The 26,705-nt window shown below is 70.9% G+C and carries 27 protein-coding genes and 1 tRNA gene; 12 read left to right on the forward strand and 16 right to left on the reverse strand.

The genetic code is table 11. The annotated features are described in order from the left end of the window. The first annotated feature begins 11 nt into the window (after positions 1 to 11). From pgaA to BN940_RS16855, 5 genes are all read left to right on the forward strand, one after another. A complete protein-coding gene (pgaA, locus tag BN940_RS16835) occupies positions 12 to 2,264 on the forward strand; it encodes a poly-beta-1,6 N-acetyl-D-glucosamine export porin PgaA (protein ID WP_043684960.1) in 2,253 nt (750 codons plus the stop codon). Between the two features lie 14 nt (positions 2,265 to 2,278). Next, complete coding sequence (pgaB, locus tag BN940_RS16840) at positions 2,279 to 4,300, forward strand: poly-beta-1,6-N-acetyl-D-glucosamine N-deacetylase PgaB (protein ID WP_052355983.1); 2,022 nt, start codon at positions 2,279 to 2,281, stop codon at positions 4,298 to 4,300. Between the two features lie 12 nt (positions 4,301 to 4,312). Beyond that, entirely contained in the window at positions 4,313 to 5,647 is a 1,335-nt protein-coding gene (pgaC, locus tag BN940_RS16845) for a poly-beta-1,6-N-acetyl-D-glucosamine synthase (RefSeq protein WP_043684962.1), read from the forward strand. Then, entirely contained in the window at positions 5,644 to 6,117 is a 474-nt protein-coding gene (gene pgaD, locus BN940_RS16850) for a poly-beta-1,6-N-acetyl-D-glucosamine biosynthesis protein PgaD (RefSeq protein ID WP_043684965.1), read from the forward strand. The genes pgaC and pgaD overlap by 4 nt, the downstream gene beginning before the upstream one ends. 136 nt (positions 6,118 to 6,253) lie before the next feature. Further along, complete coding sequence (locus BN940_RS16855; protein WP_043684968.1) at positions 6,254 to 7,087, forward strand: response regulator transcription factor; 834 nt, start codon at positions 6,254 to 6,256, stop codon at positions 7,085 to 7,087. On the opposite strand, the gene bcsQ is transcribed toward BN940_RS16855, so the two are convergent. The 3 genes from bcsQ to BN940_RS16870 form a co-directional block, all read right to left on the reverse strand. Next, on the reverse strand, positions 7,084 to 7,791 hold the full coding sequence (gene bcsQ, locus BN940_RS16860; RefSeq protein ID WP_043684971.1) for a cellulose biosynthesis protein BcsQ: 708 nt from the start codon (positions 7,789 to 7,791) through the stop codon (positions 7,084 to 7,086). The genes BN940_RS16855 and bcsQ overlap by 4 nt on opposite strands. Further along, a complete protein-coding gene (locus BN940_RS16865) occupies positions 7,788 to 8,015 on the reverse strand; it encodes a hypothetical protein (protein WP_043684974.1) in 228 nt (75 codons plus the stop codon). The genes bcsQ and BN940_RS16865 overlap by 4 nt, the downstream gene beginning before the upstream one ends. 161 nt (positions 8,016 to 8,176) lie before the next feature. After that, entirely contained in the window at positions 8,177 to 8,953 is a 777-nt protein-coding gene (locus BN940_RS16870) for an enoyl-CoA hydratase (RefSeq protein WP_043684977.1), read from the reverse strand. 25 nt (positions 8,954 to 8,978) lie between these two features. On the opposite strand from BN940_RS16870, the gene BN940_RS16875 reads away from it, so the two are divergent. The 5 genes from BN940_RS16875 (at position 8,979) to BN940_RS16895 (ending at position 15,176) form a co-directional block, all read left to right on the forward strand. Then, positions 8,979 to 10,793: a M61 family metallopeptidase gene (locus BN940_RS16875; RefSeq protein ID WP_084330754.1), complete on the forward strand. Its 1,815-nt coding sequence runs from the start codon at positions 8,979 to 8,981 to the stop codon at positions 10,791 to 10,793. Beyond that, positions 10,790 to 11,185: a dihydroneopterin aldolase gene (locus tag BN940_RS16880; protein WP_276807765.1), complete on the forward strand. Its 396-nt coding sequence runs from the start codon at positions 10,790 to 10,792 to the stop codon at positions 11,183 to 11,185. The genes BN940_RS16875 and BN940_RS16880 overlap by 4 nt, the downstream gene beginning before the upstream one ends. A gap of 19 nt (positions 11,186 to 11,204) precedes the next feature. Then, positions 11,205 to 12,284 carry a tRNA 2-thiocytidine(32) synthetase TtcA gene (gene ttcA / locus BN940_RS16885; protein WP_084330755.1) on the forward strand — a complete coding sequence of 360 codons (1,080 nt, stop codon included), beginning with the start codon at positions 11,205 to 11,207 and terminating at the stop codon, positions 12,282 to 12,284. Between the two features lie 7 nt (positions 12,285 to 12,291). After that, the gene (locus tag BN940_RS16890) at positions 12,292 to 13,146 is read left to right on the forward strand and encodes an Lnb N-terminal periplasmic domain-containing protein (RefSeq protein WP_242404223.1); all 855 of its coding nucleotides are present in this window, start codon (positions 12,292 to 12,294) and stop codon (positions 13,144 to 13,146) included. A gap of 230 nt (positions 13,147 to 13,376) precedes the next feature. Further along, positions 13,377 to 15,176, forward strand: a complete 1,800-nt coding sequence (locus BN940_RS16895; RefSeq protein WP_242404224.1) for an alpha/beta fold hydrolase — start codon at positions 13,377 to 13,379, stop codon at positions 15,174 to 15,176. Here the strand turns inward: BN940_RS16895 and BN940_RS16900 are convergent. From BN940_RS16900 to BN940_RS16940, 9 genes are all read right to left on the reverse strand, one after another. Then, the gene (locus BN940_RS16900; protein WP_242404225.1) at positions 15,127 to 16,182 is read right to left on the reverse strand and encodes an AraC-like ligand-binding domain-containing protein; all 1,056 of its coding nucleotides are present in this window, start codon (positions 16,180 to 16,182) and stop codon (positions 15,127 to 15,129) included. The genes BN940_RS16895 and BN940_RS16900 overlap by 50 nt on opposite strands. Positions 16,183 to 16,339: 157 nt before the next feature. Then, positions 16,340 to 16,855, reverse strand: coding sequence for a cytochrome c family protein (locus BN940_RS16905; RefSeq protein WP_052355984.1), 516 nt, complete (start codon positions 16,853 to 16,855; stop codon positions 16,340 to 16,342). An 18-nt stretch (positions 16,856 to 16,873) separates the two neighbouring features. Beyond that, the gene (locus tag BN940_RS16910; protein ID WP_043684979.1) at positions 16,874 to 17,407 is read right to left on the reverse strand and encodes a methylamine dehydrogenase light chain; all 534 of its coding nucleotides are present in this window, start codon (positions 17,405 to 17,407) and stop codon (positions 16,874 to 16,876) included. After that, a complete protein-coding gene (mauD, locus tag BN940_RS16915; protein ID WP_043684982.1) occupies positions 17,394 to 18,026 on the reverse strand; it encodes a methylamine dehydrogenase accessory protein MauD in 633 nt (210 codons plus the stop codon). Before mauD ends, BN940_RS16910 begins: the two co-directional genes overlap by 14 nt. Next, entirely contained in the window at positions 18,023 to 18,571 is a 549-nt protein-coding gene (locus BN940_RS16920; RefSeq protein WP_043684985.1) for a MauE/DoxX family redox-associated membrane protein, read from the reverse strand. Before BN940_RS16920 ends, mauD begins: the two co-directional genes overlap by 4 nt. Continuing rightward, positions 18,564 to 19,760, reverse strand: coding sequence for an amine dehydrogenase large subunit (locus tag BN940_RS16925; RefSeq protein WP_043684988.1), 1,197 nt, complete (start codon positions 19,758 to 19,760; stop codon positions 18,564 to 18,566). Before BN940_RS16925 ends, BN940_RS16920 begins: the two co-directional genes overlap by 8 nt. Positions 19,761 to 19,783: 23 nt before the next feature. Next, the gene (locus BN940_RS16930) at positions 19,784 to 20,656 is read right to left on the reverse strand and encodes a transporter (RefSeq protein ID WP_242404226.1); all 873 of its coding nucleotides are present in this window, start codon (positions 20,654 to 20,656) and stop codon (positions 19,784 to 19,786) included. Between the two features lie 165 nt (positions 20,657 to 20,821). Beyond that, positions 20,822 to 22,315: an aldehyde dehydrogenase family protein gene (locus tag BN940_RS16935; protein ID WP_043684991.1), complete on the reverse strand. Its 1,494-nt coding sequence runs from the start codon at positions 22,313 to 22,315 to the stop codon at positions 20,822 to 20,824. Between the two features lie 193 nt (positions 22,316 to 22,508). After that, positions 22,509 to 23,423, reverse strand: a complete 915-nt coding sequence (locus tag BN940_RS16940; RefSeq protein WP_052355985.1) for a LysR family transcriptional regulator — start codon at positions 23,421 to 23,423, stop codon at positions 22,509 to 22,511. Positions 23,424 to 23,646: 223 nt separating this feature from the next. Here BN940_RS16940 and BN940_RS16945 point away from each other — a divergent pair, with 223 nt between their 5' ends. Together BN940_RS16945 and BN940_RS20190 are read left to right on the forward strand one after the other, a co-directional pair. Beyond that, positions 23,647 to 24,021: a DUF4148 domain-containing protein gene (locus tag BN940_RS16945; RefSeq protein ID WP_148305001.1), complete on the forward strand. Its 375-nt coding sequence runs from the start codon at positions 23,647 to 23,649 to the stop codon at positions 24,019 to 24,021. A gap of 69 nt (positions 24,022 to 24,090) precedes the next feature. Further along, entirely contained in the window at positions 24,091 to 24,213 is a 123-nt protein-coding gene (locus BN940_RS20190; RefSeq protein ID WP_277355901.1) for a hypothetical protein, read from the forward strand. Here the strand turns inward: BN940_RS20190 and BN940_RS16950 are convergent. From BN940_RS16950 to dnaQ, 4 genes are all read right to left on the reverse strand, one after another. Next, a complete protein-coding gene (locus BN940_RS16950) occupies positions 24,182 to 25,156 on the reverse strand; it encodes a 3-hydroxyacyl-CoA dehydrogenase family protein (protein ID WP_198408276.1) in 975 nt (324 codons plus the stop codon). The two genes, BN940_RS20190 and BN940_RS16950, sit on opposite strands and share 32 nt — an antisense overlap. A 1-nt stretch (position 25,157) precedes the next feature. After that, positions 25,158 to 25,493 (reverse strand): ATP-binding cassette domain-containing protein, encoded by a 336-nt coding sequence (locus BN940_RS19550; RefSeq protein ID WP_198408277.1) that lies wholly within the window; start codon positions 25,491 to 25,493, stop codon positions 25,158 to 25,160. 171 nt (positions 25,494 to 25,664) lie between these two features. Beyond that, positions 25,665 to 25,739, reverse strand: a tRNA-Val gene (locus tag BN940_RS16960). 208 nt (positions 25,740 to 25,947) lie between these two features. Beyond that, positions 25,948 to 26,691: a DNA polymerase III subunit epsilon gene (gene dnaQ / locus BN940_RS16965; protein ID WP_043684994.1), complete on the reverse strand. Its 744-nt coding sequence runs from the start codon at positions 26,689 to 26,691 to the stop codon at positions 25,948 to 25,950. Positions 26,692 to 26,705: the final 14 nt, after the last annotated feature.

The following is a 26,705-nucleotide window of genomic DNA, read 5'->3' on the forward strand; positions in this document are numbered from 1 at the left end:
CCGCGTCCGCCATGAAGCCCGCCCGACCCGCCCGGCCGCCGGCCGCCGCGCTCATCGTGCTCATCGCGCTTGCAACGTGCGTCATCCTGGCACTGCCCGGCACGGCCGCGTGCGCCCCGACGCAGGCGACCCAGGCGATCCAGGCGACCCAGGCGACGCAAGGGACGCAAGGGACACGAGGGACGCAAAAGACGCAGGAGGCGCAGGATTACGACGCATTGATCCGGCAGGCCCGCGCGGGCGACCACCAGCCGGCGCTGGACATGCTGAAGCGGCGCCTGCAGCAGACTCCGGAAGACCGCCGCGCGCTGGAGGACTACGTCACGATCGCCGGCTGGGCGGGCCAGCCCCATGCGGCGCTGGAACTCGCCACCGCGGCCTACGAGCGGGCGCCGGACGCGCCCGGGGTGGCGCACGCCTACGTCCTGGCCCTGCGGCAGGCGCGGCTGCCCCGCGCGGCCCTGCGCATCGCGCAGGCGCATCCCGGCCTGGCCGACCCCGCCCTGGTCCGCGCGCTGCAGGCCGACGCCGCGGCCCAGCTGACCCGGACCGCGTCGGCCGACGCCCGGGGCGAGGCCGAGCGGTACGTCCTGGCGGACCGCGCCCTGGCCGAATACGACCGGCTGATTCCGCAATGGCGCGCCCTGGGCCCGCAGGCCCGCGGCGACGTGCGGCGCGCCGAGACGGACCGCCTGCAGGCCCTGCGCGCACGCGGCCGCATGAGGGACCTCGCGGCGGGCTACGAAGCCATGCGGGCGGAGGGCACGCCCGTCCCGGATTACGCGCTCGACGACGCGGCGAGCGCGTACCTGGCCCTGCGCCGGCCGGAAGAGGCCGCGCCCCTGTTCGAGCGCTCCCTGGCCTCCACCGCGGGCCAGGACGCGACGGCCCGGGCGGCCGGCCAGATCGGCCTGTTCTACGCGCTGTCCGAGTCGGACCGGACCGGCGCGGCCAACGCCGAGCTGGACCGGGCGCTGGCCGCGCTGCCCACCTGGGTCTGGATCAAGGGCGATCCGGTGCGCCATCCCAATCCCGCGAAGCTGGACGCCGAACTGGTGCGCGCCCTGGGCGCGCTGTACCAGGGCGATACGCTGGACGCCCAGGCCCGCCTGGACCGCATGGCCGGGGAAGCGCCCGGCAACACCGGCCTGCGCGTGGCGCGGGCGGAAGTCTGGCGCGCGCGGGATCTGCCGCGCCGGGCGGAAAGCGAACTGAAGATCGCCGAAACCCAGGCGCCCCGATCCATCGAGGTCGAGCTCGGCCAGGCCGAGACCGCCCTCGCCCTGCAGGAATGGCGCCAGGCCGGGCTGCTGCGCGACGACCTGATGGCCCGCTTCCCGGAATCCGCCGCGGTGCAGCGGCTGGACCGGGCATGGACCGCGCACCGGCAGGCCGAATGGCGGACCAGCGCCAGCCGGGGCGGCGCCAGCGGCGGCGCGGTGCTGGGCAGCCGCGAGGCGAGCATCGACACCGTGCTGTACTCGCCGCCGCTGGACGAGAACTGGCGCGCGTTCGCCGGCACCGGCTACGCCGAGGCCCGGTTCGAGGAAGGCACCGGCCATTACGCCTGGGCGCGCGCCGGCCTCGAATGGCGCGGCCGGGACCTGACGGCCCAGGTGGAAGCCTCGGGCAACCGCTACGGCCACGGCACCCGGGCCGGGGCCGCGTTCTCGGCCTTCGTGGACCTGGACGACCACTGGCAGGCGGGCGTGGGCGCCTCCCTGCTGTCGCGCGACACGCCGCTGCGGGCCTTGAAGCACGACATCAGGGCCAATGGCCTGAGCGCCTCCCTGCGCTGGCGCGGCGACGAGCGCCGGGAATGGACCCTGACCGTGGCGCCCGCCTTCTTCTCCGACGGCAACCGCCGCCTGGAGGCCGGCCTGTCCGGACGCCAGCGCCTGTACACCGCGCCCAGCGTGCGGATCGACGCGCTGCTGGACCTGTCCGCCTCGCACAACACGGCCGACGACGCCCCCTACTTCAATCCCCGCTCGGACCTGACGATCCTGCCGGCCCTGCAGCTGGCGCACACCCTGTACCAGCGGGGCGATGTCCGGTGGGAGCAACGGGCGCAGCTGGCGGTCGGCGCCTACGCGCAGCAGGGCTATGGCACGGGCGGCCTCTACACCCTCGGCTACGGCCTGCGCTACCGCCACGGTCCCGCGTTCGAGATCGGCTTCCTCGCCTCGGTCGCTTCGCGGCCCTACGACGGCCAGCGCGAGCGCAGCTTCAACTTCCTCGTCGACGCGACGATCCGGTTCTGACTCGGGAGCGCGCCATGCCACGATCCTTCACCTGCGGTCCGCGCCTGTTCCTGCTGGCGTGCTGCCTCGCGCTGCTCGCCGGCTGCGCGCGCGACATCCCGGCGTTCGTGCCGCCGGCCCAGAGGCCCGTGGCCGCCATCGACCGGCCCTGGCCCGCCAATCGCGTGCTGGCGCTGGCCTACCACGACGTGGAGGACAGCGATCCCGACCAGCGGTTCCTGGCGGTGCGCACGGACCAGCTCGTCGCCCAGCTCGAATGGCTGCGGAACAACGGCTACCAGGCCGTGTCCGTCGACCAGATCCTGGCCGCCGGCCAGGGTGGCGCGCCCCTGCCGCCCAAGGCCGTGCTGCTCAGCTTCGACGACGGCTACCGCAGCTTCCGCAGCCGCGTCTACCCCATCCTGAAGGCCATGGGCTGGCCCGCCGTCTGGGCGCCCGTGGGGCGCTGGATCGACACCCCGCCGGACCAGCCCGTGCGCTTCGGCGAGCTGCGGGTGCCGCGCGACCGCTTCGCCACCTGGGAGGACGTGCGGCAGATGGCCCGCTCCGGCCTGGTCGAGATCGCCTCGCACACCGACGACCTGCACCAGGGCATCCCCGCCAATCCCCAGGGCAACGCGGAGCCGGCCGCCGCCACGTACCGCTACGACGCCGGCGCGCGCGCCTACGAGACCCCCGCGGCCTACCGGCGGCGCATCGCGGACGACGTCCGGCGCATCACGCGCAAGATCCGCCAGGCCACCGGCAAGGCGCCCCGCGTCTGGGTCTGGCCCTACGGCGCCGCGAGCGGCGAGGCGCTGGACATCGTCCGCAGCCAGGGATACCGCATGGCCCTGACCCTCGACGGCGGCCTGGGCAGCGTGGATGCGCCGCTGTCCATGCCCCGCATGCTGGTGACGGACTCGCCCGACATGCCGGCGTTCGCGCGCTCCGTGCTGGGCGCCGAGTCCCGCGGCGACTTCCGCGTGGCGCAGGTGGATCTGGACTACGTCTACGATCCCGACCCGGCCCAGACGGACAGGAACCTGGGCGCCCTGGTGCAGCGGATCGCCGACCTGAAGATCGACACGGTCTTCCTGCAGGCCTACGCCGATCCCACGGGCGACGGCCTGGCGCGCGCCGTCTATTTCCCCAACCGCCGGCTGCCCATGCGCGCCGACCTGTTCAACCGCGCCGTCTGGCAGCTGCGCAACCGCGCCCGCGTGAAGGTCTACGCCTGGATGCCGGTGCTGAGCTTCGACCTGCCCGGCATCGGCCGCGTCCTGCGCCTGGACCCCGCACATCCGGACGCGCCTCCGGCGCCGGATCCCGCGCAATACCGCAGGCTGTCGCCCTTCGACCCGCGCGCCCGGGCGGCCATCGCGGACCTGTACGAGGACATGGCGCGCGCCGCGCCGATCGACGGCGTCCTGTTCCACGACGACGCCCTGCTGGGCGACTTCGAGGACGCCGGCCCGGCGGCGCTCGCCGCCTACCGGCGGGCGGGCCTGCCCGATTCGATCCCGGCGCTGCGCGCCGACCCGGACACCCTGCGGCGCTGGACGCGCTACAAGAGCCGCGCGCTGACCGATTTCACGCTCGCGCTGGCGCGGCGCGTGCGCGCCATCCGCGGGCCGCAGGTGGAGACCGCCCGCAACCTGTACGCCGAGCCGGTCCTGAACCCGGCCAGCGAAGCCTGGTACGCGCAGAACCCGGACGACTTCCTGCAGGCCTACGACTGGACCGTGCCCATGGCCATGCCGCTGATGGAGCGGGTCCCCCTGGCGCGTTCCGGCGCCTGGATCGACCGCCTGGTCGCGGCGATGCGGCAGCGCCCGGGCGCGCTGGAGCGCACGCTGTTCGAGCTCCAGGCCCGCGACTGGAGCGCGCCGGGCCGCCCGCCCGTGGACAGCCGGATCCTGGCCGGCTGGATGCAGCGCCTGCAGCGCGCCGGCGTGCGGCATTTCGGCTACTACCCCGACGATTTCGCGCACGACCGGCCGGCGCTGGAGACCATCCGGCCCGCGCTCTCGACCGCCTGGTATCCCCACCGCTGAGGAGAATCCGTGATGACGGACCGACTGTTCGCCTTCCTGATCCTGTGCCTGGTCGCGGGCGCGCCCTTCGGGGCGGCCCTGCTGTGGACGGGCAACCTGATCCTGGACTTCGTCTTCTTCTATCCGCTGTTCATGTCGGGCCTGTGGATGTTCGGCGGACTGTACTACTGGCTGCACTGGGAGCGGTACTGGCCCTGGGGCCCGGACACCGCCCCGCCAGCACTGCGCGGGCAGCCCTGGGTTTCCATCCTGATCCCCTGCCACGACGAGGCCGAGCACGGCGCCGACACGATCCTGTCGGCACTGGGCCAGCGCTATCCGCGGGTGGAGGTGATCGCCATCGACGACGGCTCCACGGACGACACGGGCGCCCTGCTGGACCGGCTGTCCGAGACGCACACGCGCCTGCGGGTGATCCATCTCGCCCGCAACCAGGGCAAGGCCATGGCCCTGCGCATGGGCGCGCTGGCGGCCCGCAGCGAATACCTGGTCTGCATCGACGGCGACGCCATCCTGGACCGCGACGCCGCGGCCTACCTGGTGGCCCCCCTGATCGACCACCCGCGGGTCGGCGCGGTCACCGGCAACCCGCGCATCCGCACCCGATCCACGCTGATCGGCCGGGTCCAGGTGGGCGAATTCTCGTCCATCGTGGGCCTGATCAAGCGCACCCAGCGCGTCTACGGCCAGATCTTCACCGTGTCCGGCGTGGTGGCCGCCTTCCGGCGCGGCGCCCTGGACCGGGTCGGCTACTGGAGCCTGGACATGGTGACCGAGGACATCGACATCAGCTGGAAGCTGCAGCGCGATCACTGGTCGATCTTCTACGAGCCGCGCGCGCTGTGCTGGATCCTGATGCCGGAAACGCTGCGCGGCCTGTGGAAGCAGCGGCTGCGCTGGGCGCGGGGAGGCGCCGAGGTCTTCCTGAAGAACCTCCCCGGCATCCGGGCCTGGCGCCACCGCCGCCTCTGGCCCATGGCGCTGGAATACTGCGTATCGACGATCTGGGCCTTCGCCCTGGCCCTGTCCCTGGGGCTGTGGGCGGCGGGCCTGTTCGTGGCCCTGCCCGAGCGCATCCACGTCGAGACGCTGATCCCGCCCGCCTTCACCGGCATGGCGCTGGCCGCGGCCTGCCTGCTGCAGTTCTGCGTCAGCGTCTTCATCGACCACCGCTACGAACGCGGCCTGTTCCGTTCGCTCTACTGGGTCATCTGGTATCCCCTGGCCTACTGGATGATCAGCCTGCTCACCACGCTGTGGGGCTTTCCCCGCGTCATGCTCCGGCGCCGCCGCGACCGGGCCCGCTGGAAGAGCCCCGACCGCGGCATCAAGGCGCCGACATCATGATGATCATCCAGACTCCCCGCTCCGCCCTCGCCGCCGCGCTCGACGGCCTGCTCACGACGCTGGCATGGGCCGCGTTCGGCTTCCTGTTCGCCTCGGGCGTCCACTCGATCATGGCGGGCACGGCGCATGCGGCCGCCAGCCCCGCCGTGTCCCGCCTGCTGCCGGACGCGCAGGCGCTGCTGGCCTACGCGCTGGTGGCGGCCTGCATCGGACTGCTGCTGTCCGCCTGGGCCTGCTACAACGCCGTGCGCTTCAGCGGCCTGCACCGGCGCAGGCCGCCGGGCGCCCCGGGGCCGGAGACGCTGGCGCGGCATTTCGGCGTCAGCCTGGCGCAGCTGCGGATCCTGCGCACCAGCCGGAGCCTCCTCATCCACCATACCGACGAAGGCCGGATCAGCATGATCGACTTCGCGCAGCGCCCGGCCGAGGACGCCGAGCCCGGGCACATGGCACTACAAATGCAACAATGATCCCTACAGATTGGTTATGAGTGGAAAGATTAGTCACACATGGAAAATTAAGGATTGTCAAATCCGCCTTACCCATCAAGAATTGAACACCCGTTTCACTGCGTGTAACCAAAGTCCTTCTCAAAGGAGCATCACGATGGTGACCATCACGGTAGTGGAGCCCAACGCGCTCCTGCGCATGGGACTCCTGACGCTGCTGCGTACGCTGGACTGCGCCTTCACCAGCACGGGCATCGACTACGCGCAGCTGTTCCACGACACTCCGCGGCGCAGGGAGACGGACCTGATGCTGCTGTCGGTGCCGGGCGTCTACGACCGGACGATCGAGCTCGTCACCGCGGCGCAGGAACACTATACGCCGCGCCGCCTCCTGCTGCTGTCGGAAACCTGGACCCTGCCCTACTCGCTGCTCAACCTGCCTCCCGTGCTGGCGGGGTACATTTCCAAGCACGCCTCGCAGGACGTGCTGAAGACGTCCGTCATGCTGGTCCTGGCCGGCGGCAAATGCTTTCCGCATCCCGACGCGCGCCCGGCCGACGTCCTGCAGCCCGACGGCCGGGAGCAGCCGAGGCGGCGCTGGTACGACCGCCTGGAACTGCCTTCCCTGCCCCGATGCGACGAGCCCCAGCCCGACAACCTCCTGCACCTTCCGGGCGGTGGCCACGCGCCGCCCGCGCCGCGAGCCGGAATCCAGGCCCTCACGCCCGAACTCGTCGCCCGCGAAGCCCCCATGCTGCACCTGACGCACCGCCAGTACGAAGTGCTGGTGCTGCTGGCCCAGGGCTACCCGCTCAAGAAGATCAGCCGGGAACTGAACATCTCGGTGGCCACCGCCAAGACCCACGCCGAGGCGCTCTACCAGCGCCTGGCCGTCAACAGCCGCAACGCCGCGGTCTACGCGGCCGTGTCGCGCGGCGCCACGCTGGGCTGGCACGACCCCGCCACGATGCGGCGCGATACGGCCGCCTAGGACGACAGGCACCACTGCGCGAGGACTCGCGCGGCCCGGCTGGCAGCGGCATCGGGCCGATAGCGCGTGACCGGCTGCTTGCACGCCAGGGCCTCGGGCAGGCACGCATCGCGGCGGATGGCCTGCGGCAGCAGGCGCGGCCCGTAGTGGTGGCGCCAATCCAGCACGACGTCGCACGCCAGCGGCCAGGACGGCTCGAAATCGTTGATCAGCAGGTGGCTGGCCGCGCCCAGGCCGATCTGCGCCAGCAGCACGTGGGCGGCGACGTCCGGCTGGGCGACCAGCACGTCCAGCGTGCTGCGGAAGCGCAGCGCGCGCGCCTGCCGGCCCGGATAGGCGGGACAGTCGAACAGCACCCAGTCGAAGTCCCCGGCCAGGCCGGGCAGGGCGCGCAGCCAGAAATCGTCGCCATGCAGCAGGGGCGACATCCCCGTGTCCTCGACGGCCGCGCGGCCGAACGGCACCAGCGCCAGGCCCGGGGCCAGCTCGAACGCCTGCTGGCGCCACTCGAACGGGAAGCCGGCGGCGACCCAGCCATGCCCGTCCCGGTGCGGCACGCCGAAATGCAGGCGCAGCAGGTCCGAGGCATTCAGGTCCACCAGCAGCACCCGCTGGCCCAGCGCATGCAGGGCATCCCCCAGCATCCCCGCGACCGTCGTGGTGCCCTCGCCGCCGCGCACGCCCGTCAAGGTGAGGATGTTCATCGCGCCGCGTCCGGATCGTCGTCCCGTGCGGACGGCGCGCGCCGGCTCCGGGCCAGGTAGCGGTCCATTTCCGCCAGCAGCGGCCAATGGGCCAGGGCCTGGCGGAACGACGGGCCGTCGGCCGGATCGGCCGGATCGGTCTCGCGCCGCGCCCGCGCGCCCGGATGCGCCCGCAGGGCGGCCGGGGCGGGGCCGCGGCCATGCAGCAGTTGTGTCTCAGCCATCGCACCCCCGTAACCAGGACCAGGTCGTTCAAGACATTCTGTATCCGGTGACGATAAGGGTTTTCCGGCGCACCCGTAAGGGATGAACGGCCGATCGGCCGTTCGGGCTAGGCCCGTCCATCCGCGGGAGGACGGGCCGGCGCCCCGGGGAGGAGCCGCGCCTAGCGGTGCTTGAAGTCCGGCTTGCGCTTTTCCACGAAGGCGCGCATGCCTTCCTTCTGGTCCTCGGTGGCGAACAGGGCGTGGAAATTGCGCCGCTCGAACAGCAGCGAGTCGTCCAGCGAGGCCTCGAAGGCGCGGTTGACGCATTCCTTGGCCATCATCACGGCCTGCAGCGGCATCGAGGCGATGGTCGCGGCGGCTTCGAGGGCCTCGTCCAGCAGGCGTTCGACCGGGACGATGCGCGACACCAGCCCGGCGCGCTCGGCCTCGGCGGCGTCCATCATGCGGGCCGTCAGCACCAGGTCCATGGCCTTGGCCTTGCCCACCGCGCGCGGCAGGCGCTGGGTGCCGCCATAGCCGGGGATCACCCCCAGCTTGATTTCCGGCTGGCCGAACTTGGCGTTCTCGGCGGCGATGATGAAGTCGCACAGCATGGCCAGCTCGCAGCCCCCGCCCAGCGCGTAGCCGGAGACGGCCGCGATGAGGGGCTTGCGGGCGCGGCGCAGCGCGTCCCAGTTGCCGCCCAGATAGTCGGCCTTGTAGACGTCCATGTAGGTCCAGCCGGACATGGCGCCGATGTCGGCCCCGGCGGCGAAGGCCTTCTGGCTGCCGGTGAGCACCATGGCGCCGATGCCGTCGTCGGCCTCGAAGGCGCGCACGGCGGCCGACAACTCATCGATGACCTCGTTGCTCAGGGCGTTCAGGACCTGCGGGCGGTTCAAGGTCAGCAGGCCGACACGGCCCCGGACCTCGACCTTGACGAACGATTCGCTCATGGTGCCTCCAAAGTAAACTACCGCTATGAAAAATGTGAAAGACGAACAGATGATCCGCTATCAGGTGCGGCTCGCCGACCCGGCCGGGCACCGCTACGCCGTCCGCCTGACGATCCCGCGCCCCGATCCGGCCGGCCAGAAACTGCGCCTGCCCGCCTGGATTCCAGGCAGCTACCTGATCCGTGATTTTGCCCGACAGATCGAAACTTTGCAGGCCCGCTGCGGCGGGCACCCGATCGAGGCGCGCAAGACCGACGGCAGCACCTGGCGCTGCACCCCCTGCGCCGGGCCGCTCACCGTGGACTACCAGGTCTACGCCTGGGACCTGTCCGTGCGCGGCGCGCATTTCGACGAAAGCCACGCCTTCTTCAACGGCTGCAGCCTGTTCCTGGCCGCCGTCGGCCAGGAATCGCAGCCCTGCCTGCTGGAACTGTGCCCGCCCGCCCATGCGCGCGGCTGGCAGGTCCACACCAGCCTGCCGTCCGCCGCCGGCCATCCGGACGCGGCGCCCCCGCGCGGCTTCGGCCTCTACCAGGCGCGCGACTACGACGCGCTGATCGACCATCCCGTCGAGATCGGCACGCCCCAGTGCGTCAGCTTCGAGGCTCACGGGGCGGTCCATGACCTGGTGTTCACCGGCCTGGCCCCCGGCCTGGACCTGGAGCGCATCGCCGCCGACGCGCAGAAGATCTGCGCCGCGCAGATCGAGTTCTTCGAGCCCGACACCCGCCGCGCGCCGTTCCTGGACAGCGCCGGGCGCTATGTGTTCCTGGTGACGGTCACGGGCGACGGCTACGGCGGCCTGGAACACCGCGCCTCCACGGCCCTGATCACCCGCCGCGCCGATCTGCCCGCGCGCGGCTGCGAGGCGCCCGAAGGCTACGTCACCTTCCTCGGCCTGCTCAGCCACGAATACTTCCACACCTGGAACGTCAAGCGCATCAAGCCCGCCGCCTTCGTGCCCTACGACCTGAGCCGCCCCAACCACACGGAACTGCTGTGGGTGTTCGAGGGCTTCACGTCCTACTACGACGACCTGATGCTGCTGCGCGCGGGCGTGATCGACGAGCCCGCCTACCTGAAGCTGGTCGGCCGCACGCTGGACCAGGTGCTGCGCGCCGGAGGCCGCCTGAAGCAGTCCGTGGCGGCCAGCTCCTTCGACGCCTGGACGCGCTACTACAAGCAGGACGAGAACTCGCCCAACGCCCTGGTCAGCTACTACACCAAGGGCGCGCTGGTCGCCCTGGGCCTGGACCTGGAAATCCGCCGCCAGAGCGGCGGCGCGCGCAGCCTGGACGACGTGATGCGCCTGATGTGGCGGCGCTACGGCCGCGACTTCTACCAGGGCCGTCCGCGCGGCGTGGCCGAGGGCGCCATGCCGGACCTGATCCGCGCCGCCACCGGCGCCGACGTGGCGGACTTCATCGCCCGCCACGCGCGCGGCCGCGAGGACGTGCCCCTGAAAGCCGCCCTGGCGCGCGCCGGCATCGAGCTGTCCGCCCAGCCCGAGGGCACCCGCCCCGAGCTGGGCGTGCGCACCCAGGCCGATCCGGCGGGCGTGCGCCTGGCCACCGTGTACGAACACGGCCCGGCGCACCGCGCCGGCCTGTCGGCCGGCGACCTGCTGATCGCCGCCGACGGCCTGCGCATCGCCGACGCCGCCGGCCTGGACCGCCTGCTGGACGCGCGCCGGCCGGGCGAGCGCCTCGCCCTGCACGTGTTCCGGCGCGACGAACTGCGGCGGTACACGGTGCGGCTGGGCAAGCCGGCCGTCCTGCGCCACCAGCTGCGGCGGGCCGGCCCGGCAGAAGCGGCCTCCGGCGCCCCGGAGGCCGCGTGAGCGCGCCGGGCGGACCCGGGCGCCCGGAAGGCGGCGGGGCCACCCGGCGCGTGATCCTCGACGCGCTGCGCGTCCAGGCCCCCATCGGCATGCTGGAGCACGAACGCCGCGCCGCGCAGCCGCTGACGATCCGAGCGGAATTCGACACCGACGCCGCGCGGCCCGTGGACGACGCCGACATCGGCACGGTGCTCGACTACCGCCTGCTGCGCGCCGCCCTGGTCGAGGAAGCCACGCGCGCCCACACCGACCTGCTGGAAACCCTGGTGGACCGCACGCTCGACCGCGTCCTGCGCGATTTCCCCGCCGTCCTGGAGGTTAAAATCCGCATCTGCAAGCCGCGGGCCTTCGACGACTGCACCGTCTGCATCGAACAGTCCCGCCGCCGCTGAACCCGTCTCCGCCCGCCCTATGACCACTTCCTTTCCGGCGCCGTCCGCGGCGGCCCCCGAATCCGCTCCGATCCAGGCCGCCGATCCCGCGCCGGTCCCGGGCGCCGGCGCCGCGCAGATCCCCGCCGCCAGCCAGGCCGCCGACGCGCAGCCGCGCGCGCCGCAGCGCCGCAGCGTCAGCGAGAACAAGCTCGTCAAGCGCCTGCTGCGCGAAACCGGCAAGGCCATCGCCGACTACGGCATGATCGAGAACGGCGACCGCGTCATGGTCTGCCTGTCGGGCGGCAAGGACTCCTACGGCCTGCTCGACATCCTGCTGACGCTGCGCCAGCGCGCACCCATCGACTTCGAGATCGTCGCCGTCAACCTGGACCAGAAGCAGCCCGGCTTCCCCGAGCACGTGCTGCCCGACTACCTGAGCGCGCGCGGCATCCCCTTCCACATCGAGAACCAGGACACCTACTCCGTCGTCAAGCGCCTGATCCCGGAAGGCAAGACCACCTGTTCGCTGTGCTCGCGCCTGCGGCGCGGCATCCTCTACCGCGTCGCCCGCGAGCTGGGGGCCACCAAGATCGCCCTGGGCCACCACCGCAACGACATCCTGGCGACCTTCTTCCTGAACCTGTTCTACGGCGGGCGCATGAAGGCCATGCCGCCCAAGCTGGTGTCCGACAACGGCGAGCACGTCATCATCCGGCCGCTGGCCTACGTGCGGGAAAAAGACCTGGCCGCCTACGCCCGGCTGCGCGAATTCCCCATCATCCCCTGCAATCTGTGCGGCTCGCAGGAAAACCTCAAGCGCAAGGAAGTGGGCCGCATGCTGGAGGAATGGGACCGCCACTTCGCCAACCGCACCTGGAACGTCTTCCGCGCCCTGTCGCACGTGGTGCCCTCGCACCTGATGGATCCGGCGCTGATGGACTTCGCCGGCCTGCGGCCCACGGGCCGGGCCGACGCCGACGGCGACCGCGCCTTCGACGAAGAGGACTTCCCCGCGCCGGCCTTCTCCGAGGACGAGGACGACGACATCCGGGACGCGGACGGCCCCGTCGAGCAGGTGATCGCCCGGCCGCGCGTGCGCAGGCCGGATGCGCCCTAGGACCGCCATGGTCCGCTGGACCCTCGCCGCCTTCGCGCTGGCCTTCATCGCGGGGGCGTTCTGGTGGCTGAGCCTGCAGCCGTCGAACGACCGCGACTGGGCCGACGAGGTTTCCCGCCCCCTGCGCGGCAGCATCCAGGGCTCCGTCGCCACGCTGCACGACATCCGCGATTTCGACTGGCGCAGCGACACGGACTACACCGCGCGCTGGCACGACGGCGTCTACGACCTGGACGAGCTCGCGTCCGTGGACATGGCGCTGTCCTACTGGATGGGACCGGCCATCGCCCACACGCTGGTGTCCTTCGGCTTCATGGACGGGCGCCACGTGGTGTTCTCCGTCGAGATCCGCCGGGAACGCGGCGAGGCCTTTTCCACCGTGGGGGGCTTTCTCAAGCAGTTCGAGCTGGCCATCGTGGCCGCCGAGGAGCGCGACATCCTGCACGTGCGCGCCGGCCCGCGCGGCGAGCAGGTCTTCCTGTATCCGATCCGCATGCCCGTGCCGGCCATGCGCGCCCTGTTCCGCTCCTACGTGGCGCGGGCCAACCGGCTCGCGGACGAGCCGCGCTTCTACCACACGCTGACGGCCAACTGCACGACCCTGGTCTACGACATGGTCCGCCCGCTGGTGCCCGGCCTGCCGCTGGACATCCGGCTGATCCTGTCGGGCTACCTGCCCGAATACCTGTACCGCCACGGCGGCCTGGACACCAGCCAGCCGCTGGAGGTCCTGCGCGCCCGGGCCGACATCACGCGGCGCGCCGCCCGGCCGGGAACCGCGGCGGAATTCTCGCGGCGCATCCGCGCGCCGGAGCCGGCGGGCGGGCCCGCGCCTCCGCCCCCGCCCCCGCCTCCGTCATGAATGCCCCGGCCATGGACGCCCCGGCCATCGGCGCCGCCGTTGCGGACGCCCGCGCCGCGCGCCCCCCCATCATGGGGCGCTCCGGAAGCGCGGGCCGGACATCCGCGGACCGGACATCCGCGGACCGGACATCCGCAGTCCGGACATCCCCGGCCCGCCTCGCGCGCTGGACCGGACTGCTGCTGGCGGCCTGCCTGCTGGCCGGCTGCGCCGGCGTCCGCATCCGCCCCGTGAGCACCCAGGAATTCATCACCCAGCGCCGCGGCGACATCCTCAGCTCCGGCGCGCTCAGCATCGCCGCGCGCGACACCCTGTCGGTCATCGGCCAGGACCCGGCCCCCTGCCGCCGGGACCCCGCGCCCTGCATCGAGGCGCTGTCCAGCCCCTCGGGCCTGGGCACGGAAAAACGGCTCTCGGCGCTGGCGGAACTGTGGCTGGCCCGGGCCTTGAACGAGGACGTCCCCGACAGCGCGGCCGGCCTGGACACCTACCTGCAGGCGGCCCGGCACGCCTACGCCTACCTCTTCCACACCGAGCGGCCGCCCGCCCTGCGCACCTTCGAGGACCGCCAGACCCAGGTGCGCGACTACTACAACTACGCCACCCAGCAGGCCTCGCTGAAAGCCTACCGCCATTACCGGGAGCACCCGGCCGAGCTGCGGCGCGGCGGGCCCGGGCTGCGGACGGCGAACTGGCGGCTGCGCATCCGCAACGCCGACCTGCGCCTGCCCGAGGGCGAGCGCCTGCCCGACGAGCTCATCCCCGCCAGCACGCTGACCTTCCGGGGCCTGCGCAGCATCTACCGGCGCGACGGCCTGGGCGCCGAACTGGTCGCGGTCACCCGCACCGGCCGCGAGGACGCGGAAGACCTCCGGCAGCCCTGGAGCGAGCCCGCCTTTCCGGCCGTGACCGCCGTCCTGTCGTTCCCGGGAAACGACCTGGAGGCCGTCCTGCGCACCCGCGAGGCCGCGCTCACGGTCTACGACCCCTACCGGCACGACGCCATCCGGCTGGCCGGCGACACGGTGCCGCTGGCGGCCAACTTCACTTCCGGCTACGGCCTGTGGCTCGCCCGCTCGGGCTTCGCCGCCCAGGCCATCCGCAACGTCCTGGGCAGCGCCGACGGCCTGCGCGCGCCGCGCATCTACCTGCTGCAGCCCTACGATCCCGAACGGCGCATCGTGCTGATGCTGCACGGCCTGGCCAGCAGCCCCGAGGCCTGGGTCAACGTGGCCAACGAAGTCCTGGGCGACGAGGAACTGCGCCGCAACTACCAGATCTGGCAGGTCTACTACCCCACCGGCCAGCCGCTCGCCTACAACAACCAAGCCATCCGCCAGGCGTTCCGGGACACCCTGGCGCACTTCGATCCCGACCGCGCCGCGCCCGCCAGCCGCGACATCGTGCTCATCGGTCACAGCATGGGCGGCGTGCTGGGCCGCCTGCTGGTGTCCTCGTCGGGCAACGTGCTGTACGACGCCATCCAGGCGCACTATCGGCCGGGGCCGGACCTGCAGGCCCGGATCGTGCGCGACTTCGGCGGCCTGCTGCACTTCACCCCGGTCGCGGGCATCAGCCGCGCGGTGTTCATCTCCGCGCCGCACCGCGGCACGCCCTACGCCGACAACAACCTGGCGCGGCTGGCCTCGTCGCTGATCCGCCTGCCCGTGACCCTCCTGGAGCAGTTCGGCGGCCTGACGCGGATGGCGCAGCCGGGCAAGGCGGACCGCGCCCTGGTGGCCAACGGCATCGACAACCTGAGCGAGACGGACGACTACCTGCAGTTGAGCAACGCCATGGCGATCTCGCCGGCCGTGCGCTATCACAGCATCATCGCCCGCCGCTCGGAGGCCGGCCCGCTGGAGGATTCGGACGACGGCCTGGTGCCCTGGCGCAGCGCCCACCTGGACGGCGCGGAATCGGAAAAAATCATCCCGGGCTCGCACAGCGTCCAGGAAACCCCGCCGGCGATCCTGGAAATCAGGCGGATCCTGGACGAGCACCTGCGGACGCTTGCGCCGTCCCGCTGAGGGCCCGCTCGCGGGCCGGGCGCGCATGCCGGGCCCGCCATTCGCTGGGCGACAGCCCGAAGCGGCGGCGGAAGGCGTGGCTGAACGCCGAGGTGTCGATGAACCCGTGCGCATAGGCCAGCTCGCCGATCTGGCGCGTACAGGCGGGATCGGCCAGGAGTTCCCGGCACCGCTCCAGGCGGGCGCCGAGGATGTAGTCCGCCGGGGTGAGCCCCCGGGCGGCGAACAGCTTGTACAGATAGCGGCGGGACATCCGGAAGCGCCGCGCCAGGGTATCGGCGTTCATCGCGCCGTCGTGCAGGTGCTCGTGCACGTGATGCAGGATGACGCGCAGCTGGCCCTGGCGGACGTCCTCCAGGCTCGACGCGCCGCCCCCGTCGGCATGCTCGCCCAGGCTGAGGGCGAACAGCCGCATCACCGTCGAGGACACCTCGAACGCCAGCTCCGGCCCCAGCGCCGGGCCCTGGGACACCAGCGCCCGCAAGGCGTCCATGGCGACCCGCGCGCTGCCGCTGCCCGAGCCGAAGCGCCGGGCGAGCTGCGACTGGATCCAGGGCTCCCACACGGAGAGCACGTGCGCTGGCACCTGCAGCACGAGGAAATGCGCATTCGGTTCTTCGCTGATCTCGTAGGGCCGCGAGGTGTCGTAGATGCCCCAGTCGCCCGGATCGAGCAGGGCCGAGCGCCCGTCCTGCGCGATCAGCGTGCGGCCGGAGATCTGCACGCTGAACTTGTATTGCGCGCTTTCGGAGCGGCTGGCCAGCACGCGGGTGCGCCGCACCCGCTGCGCCGACGTCACCAACTCGGAGACCTGGAGGCAGCCGAGCGTCTCGTTGGCCGCCAGATTGCGGAACGGGCCGTTGCCGCCGGGCTCGACTTCGAGGGGCACGAAATGCTCGGAAATCGCGTCGGCCCAGGCGCAGCGCGTGTCGAACCGCCGCAGCGGCGTGCGCAGCCACGTCGGCTTGAAGGCGGAGACCGCAGATTGAGGCATGGGAGCGGACATGGTGTCGATCTCTCCTGCTAATATCTAAGCAATCTACCCTCCGGAAAGGATCACGGCCAGCAGGGCAAACCCCTAGCCGGACGTCCGGAACCGGACACTCCGGCGCGGATCGAAGCGGCGCGCACCTGGCAAGCCCCGGCCGCACCGGAACCGGGGGTCAGTTCGATCCATAGAGATACGGGGCGGGCGTCAGGCCCATCTGCTGCAGCCGGGCTTCCAGCCGCCGCCGCTCGGCCACCACGTCGTCGAAGCGGTACGGCCGCGCCGCCCCCACCTCGCCGGCCGTGAACGGCCTGAAATCGGGCGCCAGCGCGTCCGGGCTGTAGTTGGCGACCATCCAGTTCAGGACGTCCGCGAGCTCGGCGTTGCCCAGCTGCGACTGGGCGGCGCCGGGGACGCGGATCATGTATTCCCGGCCCTCGGGCAGGCGGGTGAACAGGCCGATCGAATTGCGGAAGCTGGGCACCGCGTTGCGGGCCACGCCTTCGCCGTCGTAGCGGTGACAGCCGCCACAGTTGAGCATGTAGTCCTTGTAGGCCGATACGCTGGCCCCCATGGACTCGATCGCCGCATGCCGGGCGGGCCCGGCTTCCCCGGCCATGGCCGCGGCCGACAGGGCCAGCGCCAGGCAGGGGAGCAGACCGGTCCGCAGCGCGCTCGTGAACTTGGACATGATCCGCTCCCCCCGGGGTCAGTTCTTGCCCAGCCCCACGATGGTGGAGACCGTGCAATGGTACGTCGTGTTGCTGTTGGCCATGCACCAGTTCACGTCGTTGTGCAGGAAGAACTCGTAGCCCGGCCGTTCGCGCACCTGGCCGCCGCAGTAACAGCGGCCGCAGGCCGTCTTGCCGCAGCAGTCGTGGTAGCTAACCAGATAGTCCTTGCCGTCCTTGGGATTGTGGCAGGTGCCGACCCACGAGATGGGCGAGGGCTCGCTGCCCGGCGGGCACGTGGTGGCCGAGCCGCCGCAGCAGGTGCACAGGAAGCCGTCCACCGCGCAATAGCGCCAGTAGTCGCAGGAGGCGAGTTCTTCCTCGGTCGCGGTCTCCAGGTCCGTCTTGGGCGCCGCTTCGGCGGCGCGGGCGATCCGGGCGACCGGCAGCACCGGCATCACGAAGGCCGTGCCCACGAACACCTTGCCGATCGAGCACAGCACGCTGCGCCGCGACGAAGCATGGGCCACCTTGCGGGTCAGGGATTCACCGAAACGATCAAGCCAGCGCATTGCCATTCTCCTTGCGTACGATTTCCTGGACCTGCGTGCCGCGCTCCAGCCATTCCTGAGCCGAGGCCACGCCGATCTCCTTGGCCGTGAACAGGCTTTCGAGCTGTTCGCGGGAATTGATCAGGCCCTTGGCCCGGACGATGCCCTGCTCGTCGATCAGGATGGCGTAGGGCAGCTTGCTGACCTGGAAGCGCATGCCGATCTCGGTGGACAGGACGTAGGGGAAGGGTTCCAGGCCGGCCTTGCGGTAGAAGGCCAGGTGCTCGGGCATCTCGCCGTCGCTCGCCAGGACGATGTCCAGCCAGGCGGCCTCGGTGCGCGCCACCGACTTCAGGATGGGCAGCAGCTTCTTGCACACCGGGCAGGTGGGGGACACGAAGAACAGCAGCTGGCCGCGTCCGCCGCCGTAGCCGATGCGCTGGGCGCGGCCCAGCAGGTCGTCGAGCTCGAATTGCGGCGAGGCGGCGCCCACCGCCGGACCCTTGTCGATGGTCAGGGCGCCCATCGGCGCAACCCGCTCGTACAGCACGCCGATCTGGCGGGACAGCGCCAGCACCACCAGCAGCAGGGCCAGCACCACGGCCCACAACACGATATTGGATACGATCAATGCCGTCATGATTGACTCCTTTTGCGCATCTCGAGATGGGATGCGAGCAACTGGTTGAAAGCGAGATAGAGGCCGATCAGGGCCAGCGACATGCCGAAGAAGGTGATGCCGTCCAGCCACACCAGGTCGCGCGGCGAAGGACCGCCGGCCTGGGGCCACGCGAGCAGGGCCAGGACCGCCAGCAGGCCGTTGCGCAGCACGACCCACCAGGACAGGCTGGTCGGCGCCTGCGACAGGCCGCCGCAGCCGCAGTCGATGTCGGTGCGCCCGCGCAGCAGGTTCACGGCCACGCCCAGCGAGGCCGCGGCGAGCACGGCCAGGGCCGTCAGGATCCCCGCGGTGCGCGCGGCGGGCAGCAGCAGGAGCCCCCCGGCGAGCACTTCGGCGGCGATGAACGCCAGGGCGAAGGGCCGCTGCAGTACGGCGGGCATCAGGCGGTAGCCGGCCACGGCGGCCTCGAAGCCGGCGAAGTTGCGCAGCTTGTGCAGGGCGCCCAGCCAGAAGAGCGCGGCCAGCACGGCCAGTGCGGCATACGCGATGACGGGATCACCCATTGCCGCCTCCCGCATAGCCCATCACCTGCAGGGCGGTCTCGCCCGCGGCCGTGATGGTGCGCAGGAGCTTGGGCTCGGGCGCGGAGATGTCGTAGATGTTGACGTTCCCGCCGTCCAGGGTCAGCAGCTGGGGCTTCTTGCCCGGGATGACGGACATGGACAGCGCGTCCTTGCCCGGCACGCGGGCCACGCGCTTGCGGGTCTTCAGGTCGTAGACCCAGATCTCGGCGGCGGGATTCTTGTGCGAGCCCTCGACGCCGTCGGGATGCATGAAGACGTACAGGCGCTCGCTGCGCGGCTCGACCGCCAGCAGGTTGTAGCCGCCCGGCACCCAGTGCTTGGCCCGGTCCGCTTCGTCGAGCAGCGACCAGAGCGGCTCGAACTTCATGGAACCATCCTTCTGCGGCCGGGCCGTGTAGACGTTGCCGTAGAAGGACACGAACACCAGCCCGTCCGACAGGCGGCCCGGCGTGATGAAGATGGGGTCGTCCTTGACGGGGAACATGGGCTCGCTGCGCTTCTGCGACGCCACCTTGCCGTCGTCTCCCAGCGTGATGGTCAGCAGGGCGCCGTCGCCGCAGATCGTGGAGAAGCTGCGCGGCGTGCCGGGCACGGGAATGATGCTCCAGCAGCCGGCCGTGGCGGTGATCTCGTCGACGAAGGCGCCCTTCTTCATGTCCACCACGCTCACCGAGGCCGCCGGCGTGGCGTTCTGCACCAGGACGAAGCGGCCGTCGCCGGTCTGGCGGAACATGCCGTCGTAGTTCAGCGAACCGGCCCGCTTGGGCGGGATCTTGATCTCGCGCACGAAGCTGAGCTTGTCATTGTCCCAGACCTCGACCACGTCGGTGCGTTCGCCGCGGGTGACGCGCTCGAAGTAGGTGGTGGTGACGTAGACCTGCTTGCCGTCCTTGGACAGCTGGGCATGGCCGTTGAACGAGGTCGGGATCATGCCCAGGAATTTCCCGGTGCCGCGGTCGTACATGTTGAGGCGGCTGTCGGTCAGGTGGAAGAACACGGCGTCCATCACGTAGATGCGCTCGGCCGGGTCCACCTTGACGGAATGGCCGCCGGTCAGCTGCTCGACCGGCAGGGGCGGGGCGGCCTGGACGCCCACGGCGGACCCCAGCAGCAGGGCCGCCGACAGCAGGCCGGCCCCGGTCGGGATCCTGAAGGGTGTTTTTTTCATGGCATGAGTCTCCTGGGTTCGGCCTAGAAGGCGTAGACGTAGCGCAGCTGCACGCCGCGCATGCGCGGACCGTTCTCGACCTTCAGGTCGTGGATGTACTGCAGCTGCACCTGGTTGGCGTCGTTGATCTGGTGGGTCACCTCGAAGGCGAGCTGGTGGTTGTTGGCGCGCGAGACCATCTCGACGCCATCGACCTTTTCGCGGCCGCCGGTCTCGTAGCGGTAGCGCATGCCGACGTAGGTGCTTTCGGTGATGTTGGTCGATGCCAGCGCCATGAGGCGGATGGCCGGCGACTTCTTCAGGGTGCTGCCGTAGTAGTTGTCGTTGTCGCCGAAGAACTCGAATTCGGCCACGGCTTCGAGGAAGGTCGATTCCCCGATCCCCTGGACGAAGGCGAAGTCCTGGAGGGTGGTCCAGCGGTGCTTGCCCGGCGAGGCGTCGGCCTGGCCGCCGCGGTACAGGCCCGTGGGCACCGTGATGAACGGCTCCCAGGCGAACCAGGTCTTGGTCTGCTCGTTGTTGACGAACCAGACCGCCGCGCCCAGCTGGGCGTCGCCCACGCCCGTGACGCGGTCGTCGGGCATGCCGCTGACGCCGATGGTGGTGCGCAGGGCGGGCAGGATCAGCTCGTACTGGACGGTCTTGCCCAGGATCTCGCTGAAATACATGGGCCGCAAGACCAGGCCCTGCACGTCCACGGTGGGCCCGTCGGGAACCCGTTCGCCGCGGTCGTAGAAGCCGTGGGAACTCAGGCCGAGCAGGTAGGTGGCGAACACGCTGGTGCCCGGGGGCGCCGGAATCCAGTCCCGCGCGCTGGGGTCTCCGGCGTGGGCCGTGCCCGCCGCCGCCAGGGCCGCGGCCAGCGCGAACCGGCGCATGGTGCGCATCATCGTCATGCTAAGTCTCCTCATGGCCGGCTTCGGAGCCGGCTCTGCTGGAATGAAAAAAACGCTAGATCATGGAACTGCTTGAATGGCTCGAATATTGCTCGATTACTGCTCGAATTTCTGGAGTTTCTGGAATTTCTGGAATGAAATCCGGAGCCGGCCCGAAACCGGGCCTCAGGCCGCCCCCGGGTAGGCGATGCAGACCGACTTGGTCTCGATGTAGTTGTCGATCACGGCGCGGCCATGCTCGCGTCCGATCCCGGACTGCTTGTAGCCGCCGAACGGCATGCTCGGATCGAGCATGTTGTGGGTGTTGACCCAGACCGTGCCGGCCTGGATGCGCGGCACCAGGCGGTGCACGCGTCCGAGGTCGTTGCTCCAGATGCTGGCGCCCAGGCCGAAGCGCGTGTCGTTGGCCAGGGCCACGGCCTGGTCCTCGTCGCGGAACCGCGCGGCCACGACGACCGGGCCGAAGATTTCCTCGCGCACGATGGAGGCGTCGGGCGCCGCGCCGTCGAACACCGCCGGACGCACGAAATAGCCCGGGCCGTCCCAATCCCGCCCGCCCGCCACCAGGCGCGCGCCCGAGGCCTGGCCGGCCGCGATGAAGTCGGACACCCGCTGGCGATGGCGCGCGGACACCATGGGGCCGATCTGCGTGTCCGGATCGAAGCCGGAGCCGATCCTGAGGCCGTCGGCCACCGCCGCCAGGCCTTCCAGCACCCGGTCGTAGAGGCTGTCCTGGATAAACAGCCGCGAGCCGGCCGTGCAGACCTGGCCCTGGTTGAAGAAGATGGCGCCGGCCGCGCCCTGGATGGCCTGGTCGATGGGGCAGTCGTCCATGATGAGGACCGGCGACTTGCCGCCCAGTTCGAGCGAGACGCGCTTCATGCCGTCCATCGCAACGCGGCCGATGAGCTTGCCGACCTCGGTGGAGCCGGTGAAGGTGATCTTGTCGATGTCCGGATGGGCGACCAGCGCCGCGCCGGTGGTCTCGCCCCGGCCCGTGATCACGTTGACCACGCCGGGCGGGAACCCGACTTCCAATGCGAGCTCCGCCAGGCGGATGGCCGTCAGCGGGGTTTCCTCCGCCGGCTTGAGCACGACCGTGCAGCCCGCCGCCACGGCCGGCGCGATCTTCCAGACGGCCATCAGCAGCGGAAAATTCCAGGGCACGACGGCGGCGACCACGCCCACGGGCTCCGCCCGGGTATGCGCGTGGTAATGGATGCCGGGCGGAAAGGGGATCGACAGGTTCAGGCTTTCGCCGGTGATCTTGGTGGCCCAGCCCGCCATGTAGCGCAGCCACTGGGCGCTGGCGCCGACTTCGAGCATCTGGGACAGGCCCAGCAGCTTGCCGTTGTTGAGCGTCTCGAGCCGGGCCAGGGCCTCGCCTTCGGCTTCGAGGCGGTCGGCCAGGGCGAGCAGCAGGCGCTCGCGGCCCGCCGGCGGCATGGTGCGCCAGGCGGAGGACTCGAAGGCGCGGCGCGCTGCCTGCACCGCCTGATCCACCTGGGCCGGGCCGGCCTCGACCTGATGGGCAATGACGTCGCCCGTGGCCGGATCATGAACGGGCAGCCGGCCTTCCCCCTGGGTGCACGGCTTGCCGTCGATGATCATGTGCTCACGAATGGCGGCCTGCTCGGGGCGCGTATCCGTCGCGGTCATGTCTACCTCTTCCTGGAATTGATTTACAACCAAAGCATACCCGCGCCCGCCGGCCGGCGATTGTCCCGCCGTGCACCGAAAGATGTCCCGCCGTGCACGCACCGCCCGGCGCGGGGGCACGCGGGGGAAGCCCGACGAGGGCGCGGGGAGGGACGCGCGGGACGCCGTGCGGACGGACCCGCGCCTGCGCCGGCTAGGGATGCGCCGGCCGCGCGCCGCCCGCCAGGATGTCCACCCCGGCGAGCCGTTCCTTGACGAAATCGATGAACACCCGCGCGCGGGCCGGCATCATGCGGGACGGAAACAGGGCCGCCATGGGCATGGGCGCGAAGGACCAGTCGGGCAGCACCCGGACCAGGCCGCCGCCCTTCATGTCCTGGATGGACAGGGGCACGATGCCCATGCCCGATTCCCCCATGCGGCGCAGCATCAGCACCTGGTTCAGCGCGATCCGCCCCCGCACCCGGACCTGCTGCTCGCGCCCGTCCTCGGCGAACAGCGTCCAGACGGAATCCCCGCGCTCGGTGCTGGAGCGCAGGCATTCGTGGCGCGCCAGGTCCGCCGGGCTGGCGGGCACGCCGTGCGCGTCGAGGTACTCCCGGGACGCGTACAGACCCAGGACGAGGGTGCCCAGGCGCCGCGACACGACCCCGGAATCGGGCGGCTGCCCCACCCGGATCACCACGTCGTAGGGGTCCGAGCGCAGGTCGATCGGGCGGACGCTGAGGTCGTATTCGCATTCGATCTCGGGGTAGCGCAGCGAGAATTCGCGCAGGGCGTCCGACAGCAGGGACATGGCCAGCGTGGACGGCATCGAGACCTTCAGGCGCCCGCGCGGATTGCAGGCCCCGTCCACCAGCATTTCGTGGGCGATGCGCGCTTCCTCCACGATGTGCTGGCAGCGGGCGAAATACGCCGCGCCCGCCTCGGTCAGGCTCACCTTGCGGGTGGAGCGGTTCAGCAGCCGCACGCCGATGGATTTTTCCAGCGCGGCGATCCGCCGCGAGATCGTGGAGGCCGGCATGTCCAGCGCCTCGCCCGCGCGAGTGAAGCTGCTGCCGCGCGCCACCTCGACGAACAGCTCGATATCGTTCAACGAAGGAGACATGGCTTCTTTCCAGGGCGGGACCCGGCGGCCCCGGCATGGCGGCATTGTCCCGCATTCCCGGCCTCATTGCTTTCATCAATGGAAAACTGAATTCGCATCCAGGCCATTTATCGAGAGGCAGCCGCGGCGCAGAATACGTTTCACCGAGGCAGGACATGTCGCGCAAAACGGAAAGCCCGCAGCGCCCTGCCCCATTTACCCACTTTGATTGAAGGAAACCATCATGAAAGCCACCGCCACCCTCGCCGCCCTCACGCTCGGCCTCGCCACCGCCGGCCTGGCCCAGGCCGCCGACCTGAGCCGCGCCCAGGTCGTGGAGCAGCTGCACACCGCCCAGGCCCAGGGCCTCGTCACCTTCGGCGAGCATCCCGGCTACCCGGTCGAAAGCACGCCCAGCACCCTGAGCCGCGCCGAAGTGGTCAATGCGCTGCGCCTGGCCCAGGCGCAAGGCCAGGTCGAGCCCGGCGAGCAGGCCGCCTACCCGCAGGCCCAGACCGCTGGCGCGTCCAAGACCCGCGCCCAGGTGCTGGCCGAACTGGCCGCCGCGCGCGCCGACGGCTCGGTGATCGTCGGCGAAAGCGAACACTATCCGCTGTAATCGCCGGCGGCCGGGGGAGCTGCGGCCCGGGGCGCCCGCGCCGGTCTGGCCCGCGCCGGACTGCCTGGCTTGGCTGGCTTGGCCGGTCCGGCCAGCCTGCCGGAACACATCCTGCGGACCCTGGACGGCATCAAGACCCTGCCCGCGGACTTCTTCGAGGTCAGTTCGGCCGCGCCAGCAACTGCGCCATGACGCCTTCGTCGCGCGCCTGCGCCCGCTGCGGGTAGCCGCGCCCCGCGGCCGCCTGCGCCATGCCGTCGATCAGGGCCTGGCGGGTGGCCGCATCCAGCCTGGGCTGCCCGAGGCTCGCCCACCACGCTTCCACCGCATCGCCCAGCTTGTCCAGGAAGCCCGCCATGCCCAGTTCGCCGCCGGACAGGTCGAAGATCTCGTGCGGGCCGCAGACGGCCCAGCGCGCGCCCAGGCCTTCGGTCACGGCGCGATCCACGTCGGCGACGCTGGCATAGCCATTGACCGCTAGGTAGACGGCCTCGCGCCACAGCGCCGCCTGCAGGCGGTTGACGAGATGCCCGGTGATCTCGCGGTTCAGCCGCACCGTCCGCTTGCCCAGCCCGCGGTAGAAGGCCTCGGCCTCTTCCACCGCCCAGCCGGCCGTTTCCCGGCCGCCGCAGATTTCCACCAGCGGCATCAGATAGGGCGGATTGCAGGGATGGGCGATCACCAGGCGTTCGGGATGGCGCATGCCCGCCTGCAGGGCGCTGGGCATGATGCCCGACGAACTGGATGCGATCACGCAGCGATCGGGCGCCGACGCCTCGATCTGCGCATAGACCCGCTGCTTCAGTTCCAGCTGCTCGGGCAGGACCTCCTGGATGTGGTCCGCCCCCGACACGGCCTGGCCCAGGTCGTCGCCCAGGACGGGCTCGCGCACCTCGGCGGCCAGCCCGCCGAGCGCCTGCAGCGTCCGCCGCGCGCGCTGCAGCGCATCGTCCAGCCGGGCCCGGGCGCCGGGGTGGGCATCCACCACGTGGACGTCCAGCCCCTTGCAGGCAAAGAAGGCCGCCCAGCCGGCCCCGATCACGCCCGCGCCGACGACCGCCACGCGGCGCCGCCGCTCCTGGACGCCCGCCGGCGCCTCGTCGCCCGCTGCCGCTTCCTGCAGATGCTGTTCCACTTCAGACTCCCAGATAGTGTTCCACGACCTCGCCGTCGCGCCGCAGCGCCGCGCTGTCGCCGGACCGGACGACCCGGCCCTTCCCGATGATGCAATGACGCTGCGCCAGGCCGCAGGGCCGCGCCGACTGATGACGGTTCGCCGCGGTGGCGAGCAGGTTTTCCTCGGCCGTCGGCATGGGGAAGATCGGGCGCCCCCCAGGCACCAGCTCCAGGCCCCGCCGCGCCACCTCACAGGAGGGCAGGCCGCTGATCTGCCGTCCTTCCAGGCGTATTTCGCCCACGTGCGTGGACAGCATGCCCATGACGCGCTTGAGCGTCGTGGAGGACCTGGACAAGCGCAGCACAGAATCCGCAAAGGAACAACCATACCCCATCCAGGGAAGTCATACCCCCATCGCGTCTAGGCTGCACCTGGAACCCCTTGGCAAGGCTTGGCAAGAAAAAACCGCCGACTCAATGAGTTAGGCGGTTTTCTTGGCACAGCTTGGCAATCGTTGCAGTGATTATGGTGGGCGGTACTGGGTTCGAACCAGTGACCCCTGCCGTGTGAAGGCAGTGCTCTACCACTGAGCTAACCGCCCAATCGGGCTGCGCAGGATCCGCATGCGATGCGGGGCAGCCGACTGGAAAGACCGCCATTATACATGTTTTCGGGCGGTGCGCCGGGCACCGCTTCAACACCGGTCGCTTCTATTTAGCGTTGACAGCGCCGCTTCAACACCTCGACGCTTCGGTACTTCGGCACGCCGCCTCGGACAGCGCCGCTGACGGGCGCCGTCCCCGCCCGCCTCAGCCCGCCACGCCGTCCGCCTCGACGGGGATTTCGAGCTGGCGCCACAGGCAGGGCTTGCCCGCGGCCTTGTCGAGGCCGTCCAGGTAGGCCTCGTGGGCCTGCAGGGCCTGGGCATCGACCTGGATGACCGGCAGGCGGGACACATCGAAGCGGCCCAGGGCCCCGGCCGCGCCGGCGCCGGCCCCGCCCGCCGCATCGTCGGGCGCCTCGTCCAGCAGCGAGTCCTGGCCGCGCGTCATGGCCAGCCACACCTCGCCCAGCAGTTCCGAGTCCAGCAAGGCGCCGTGCAGCGTGCGATGCGCGTTGGAAATGCCGAACCGCTCGCACAGCGCATCCAGGTTGTTGCGCTTGCCGGGGAACATTTCGCGCGCCACCATCAGCGAATCGGTGATCTTGGCGCACAGCTCGGTGAATGGCGGAAGACTGGCGCGGCGCAGTTCGGCGTTGAGGAACTTCACGTCGAAGGCCGCGTTGTGGATGATGACCTCGGCGTCGCGCACGAAATCCACCAGTTGCTGGGCGACTTCCGGAAAGCGCGGGTGGCCGGACAGGAATTCGGTGGTCAGGCCGTGGACCTGCAGCGCCTCGGGGTCGCTGTCGCGGTCCGGGTTCAGGTACAGGTGCAGGTGGCGGTCGGTGACCCGGCGGTTGAGGATCTCGACGCAGGCCAGTTCCACCACGCGGTGGCCCTGCTCGGGCTCCAGGCCCGTGGTTTCGGTATCCAGGATGATCTGACGCATGGAGTTCCTTGCCG

It is taken from the genome of Castellaniella defragrans 65Phen (assembly GCF_000612685.1).
Taxonomy (GTDB): domain Bacteria; phylum Pseudomonadota; class Gammaproteobacteria; order Burkholderiales; family Burkholderiaceae_B; genus Castellaniella; species Castellaniella defragrans.

Coding starts and splice junctions, on each gene's coding strand:
- BN940_RS16870 (WP_043684977.1), bottom strand. CDS start 8,953: ATGAGCGAATCGTTCGTCAAGGTCGAGGTCCGGGGCCGTGTCGGCCTG.
- BN940_RS16890 (WP_242404223.1), top strand. CDS start 12,292: ATGGTCCGCTGGACCCTCGCCGCCTTCGCGCTGGCCTTCATCGCGGGG.
- BN940_RS16935 (WP_043684991.1), bottom strand. CDS start 22,315: ATGACCGCGACGGATACGCGCCCCGAGCAGGCCGCCATTCGTGAGCAC.
- BN940_RS16920 (WP_043684985.1), bottom strand. CDS start 18,571: ATGGGTGATCCCGTCATCGCGTATGCCGCACTGGCCGTGCTGGCCGCG.
- BN940_RS16900 (WP_242404225.1), bottom strand. CDS start 16,182: ATGTCCGCTCCCATGCCTCAATCTGCGGTCTCCGCCTTCAAGCCGACG.
- dnaQ (WP_043684994.1), bottom strand. CDS start 26,691: ATGCGTCAGATCATCCTGGATACCGAAACCACGGGCCTGGAGCCCGAG.
- BN940_RS16855 (WP_043684968.1), top strand. CDS start 6,254: ATGGTGACCATCACGGTAGTGGAGCCCAACGCGCTCCTGCGCATGGGA.
- BN940_RS16925 (WP_043684988.1), bottom strand. CDS start 19,760: ATGAAAAAAACACCCTTCAGGATCCCGACCGGGGCCGGCCTGCTGTCG.
- BN940_RS16875 (WP_084330754.1), top strand. CDS start 8,979: ATGAAAAATGTGAAAGACGAACAGATGATCCGCTATCAGGTGCGGCTC.
- pgaA (WP_043684960.1), top strand. CDS start 12: ATGAAGCCCGCCCGACCCGCCCGGCCGCCGGCCGCCGCGCTCATCGTG.
- pgaD (WP_043684965.1), top strand. CDS start 5,644: ATGATGATCATCCAGACTCCCCGCTCCGCCCTCGCCGCCGCGCTCGAC.
- bcsQ (WP_043684971.1), bottom strand. CDS start 7,791: ATGAACATCCTCACCTTGACGGGCGTGCGCGGCGGCGAGGGCACCACG.
- mauD (WP_043684982.1), bottom strand. CDS start 18,026: ATGACGGCATTGATCGTATCCAATATCGTGTTGTGGGCCGTGGTGCTG.
- pgaC (WP_043684962.1), top strand. CDS start 4,313: ATGACGGACCGACTGTTCGCCTTCCTGATCCTGTGCCTGGTCGCGGGC.
- BN940_RS16905 (WP_052355984.1), bottom strand. CDS start 16,855: ATGTCCAAGTTCACGAGCGCGCTGCGGACCGGTCTGCTCCCCTGCCTG.
- BN940_RS16865 (WP_043684974.1), bottom strand. CDS start 8,015: ATGGCTGAGACACAACTGCTGCATGGCCGCGGCCCCGCCCCGGCCGCC.
- BN940_RS16945 (WP_148305001.1), top strand. CDS start 23,647: ATGAAAGCCACCGCCACCCTCGCCGCCCTCACGCTCGGCCTCGCCACC.
- ttcA (WP_084330755.1), top strand. CDS start 11,205: ATGACCACTTCCTTTCCGGCGCCGTCCGCGGCGGCCCCCGAATCCGCT.
- pgaB (WP_052355983.1), top strand. CDS start 2,279: ATGCCACGATCCTTCACCTGCGGTCCGCGCCTGTTCCTGCTGGCGTGC.
- BN940_RS16930 (WP_242404226.1), bottom strand. CDS start 20,656: ATGACGATGATGCGCACCATGCGCCGGTTCGCGCTGGCCGCGGCCCTG.
- BN940_RS16910 (WP_043684979.1), bottom strand. CDS start 17,407: ATGCGCTGGCTTGATCGTTTCGGTGAATCCCTGACCCGCAAGGTGGCC.
- BN940_RS16940 (WP_052355985.1), bottom strand. CDS start 23,423: ATGTCTCCTTCGTTGAACGATATCGAGCTGTTCGTCGAGGTGGCGCGC.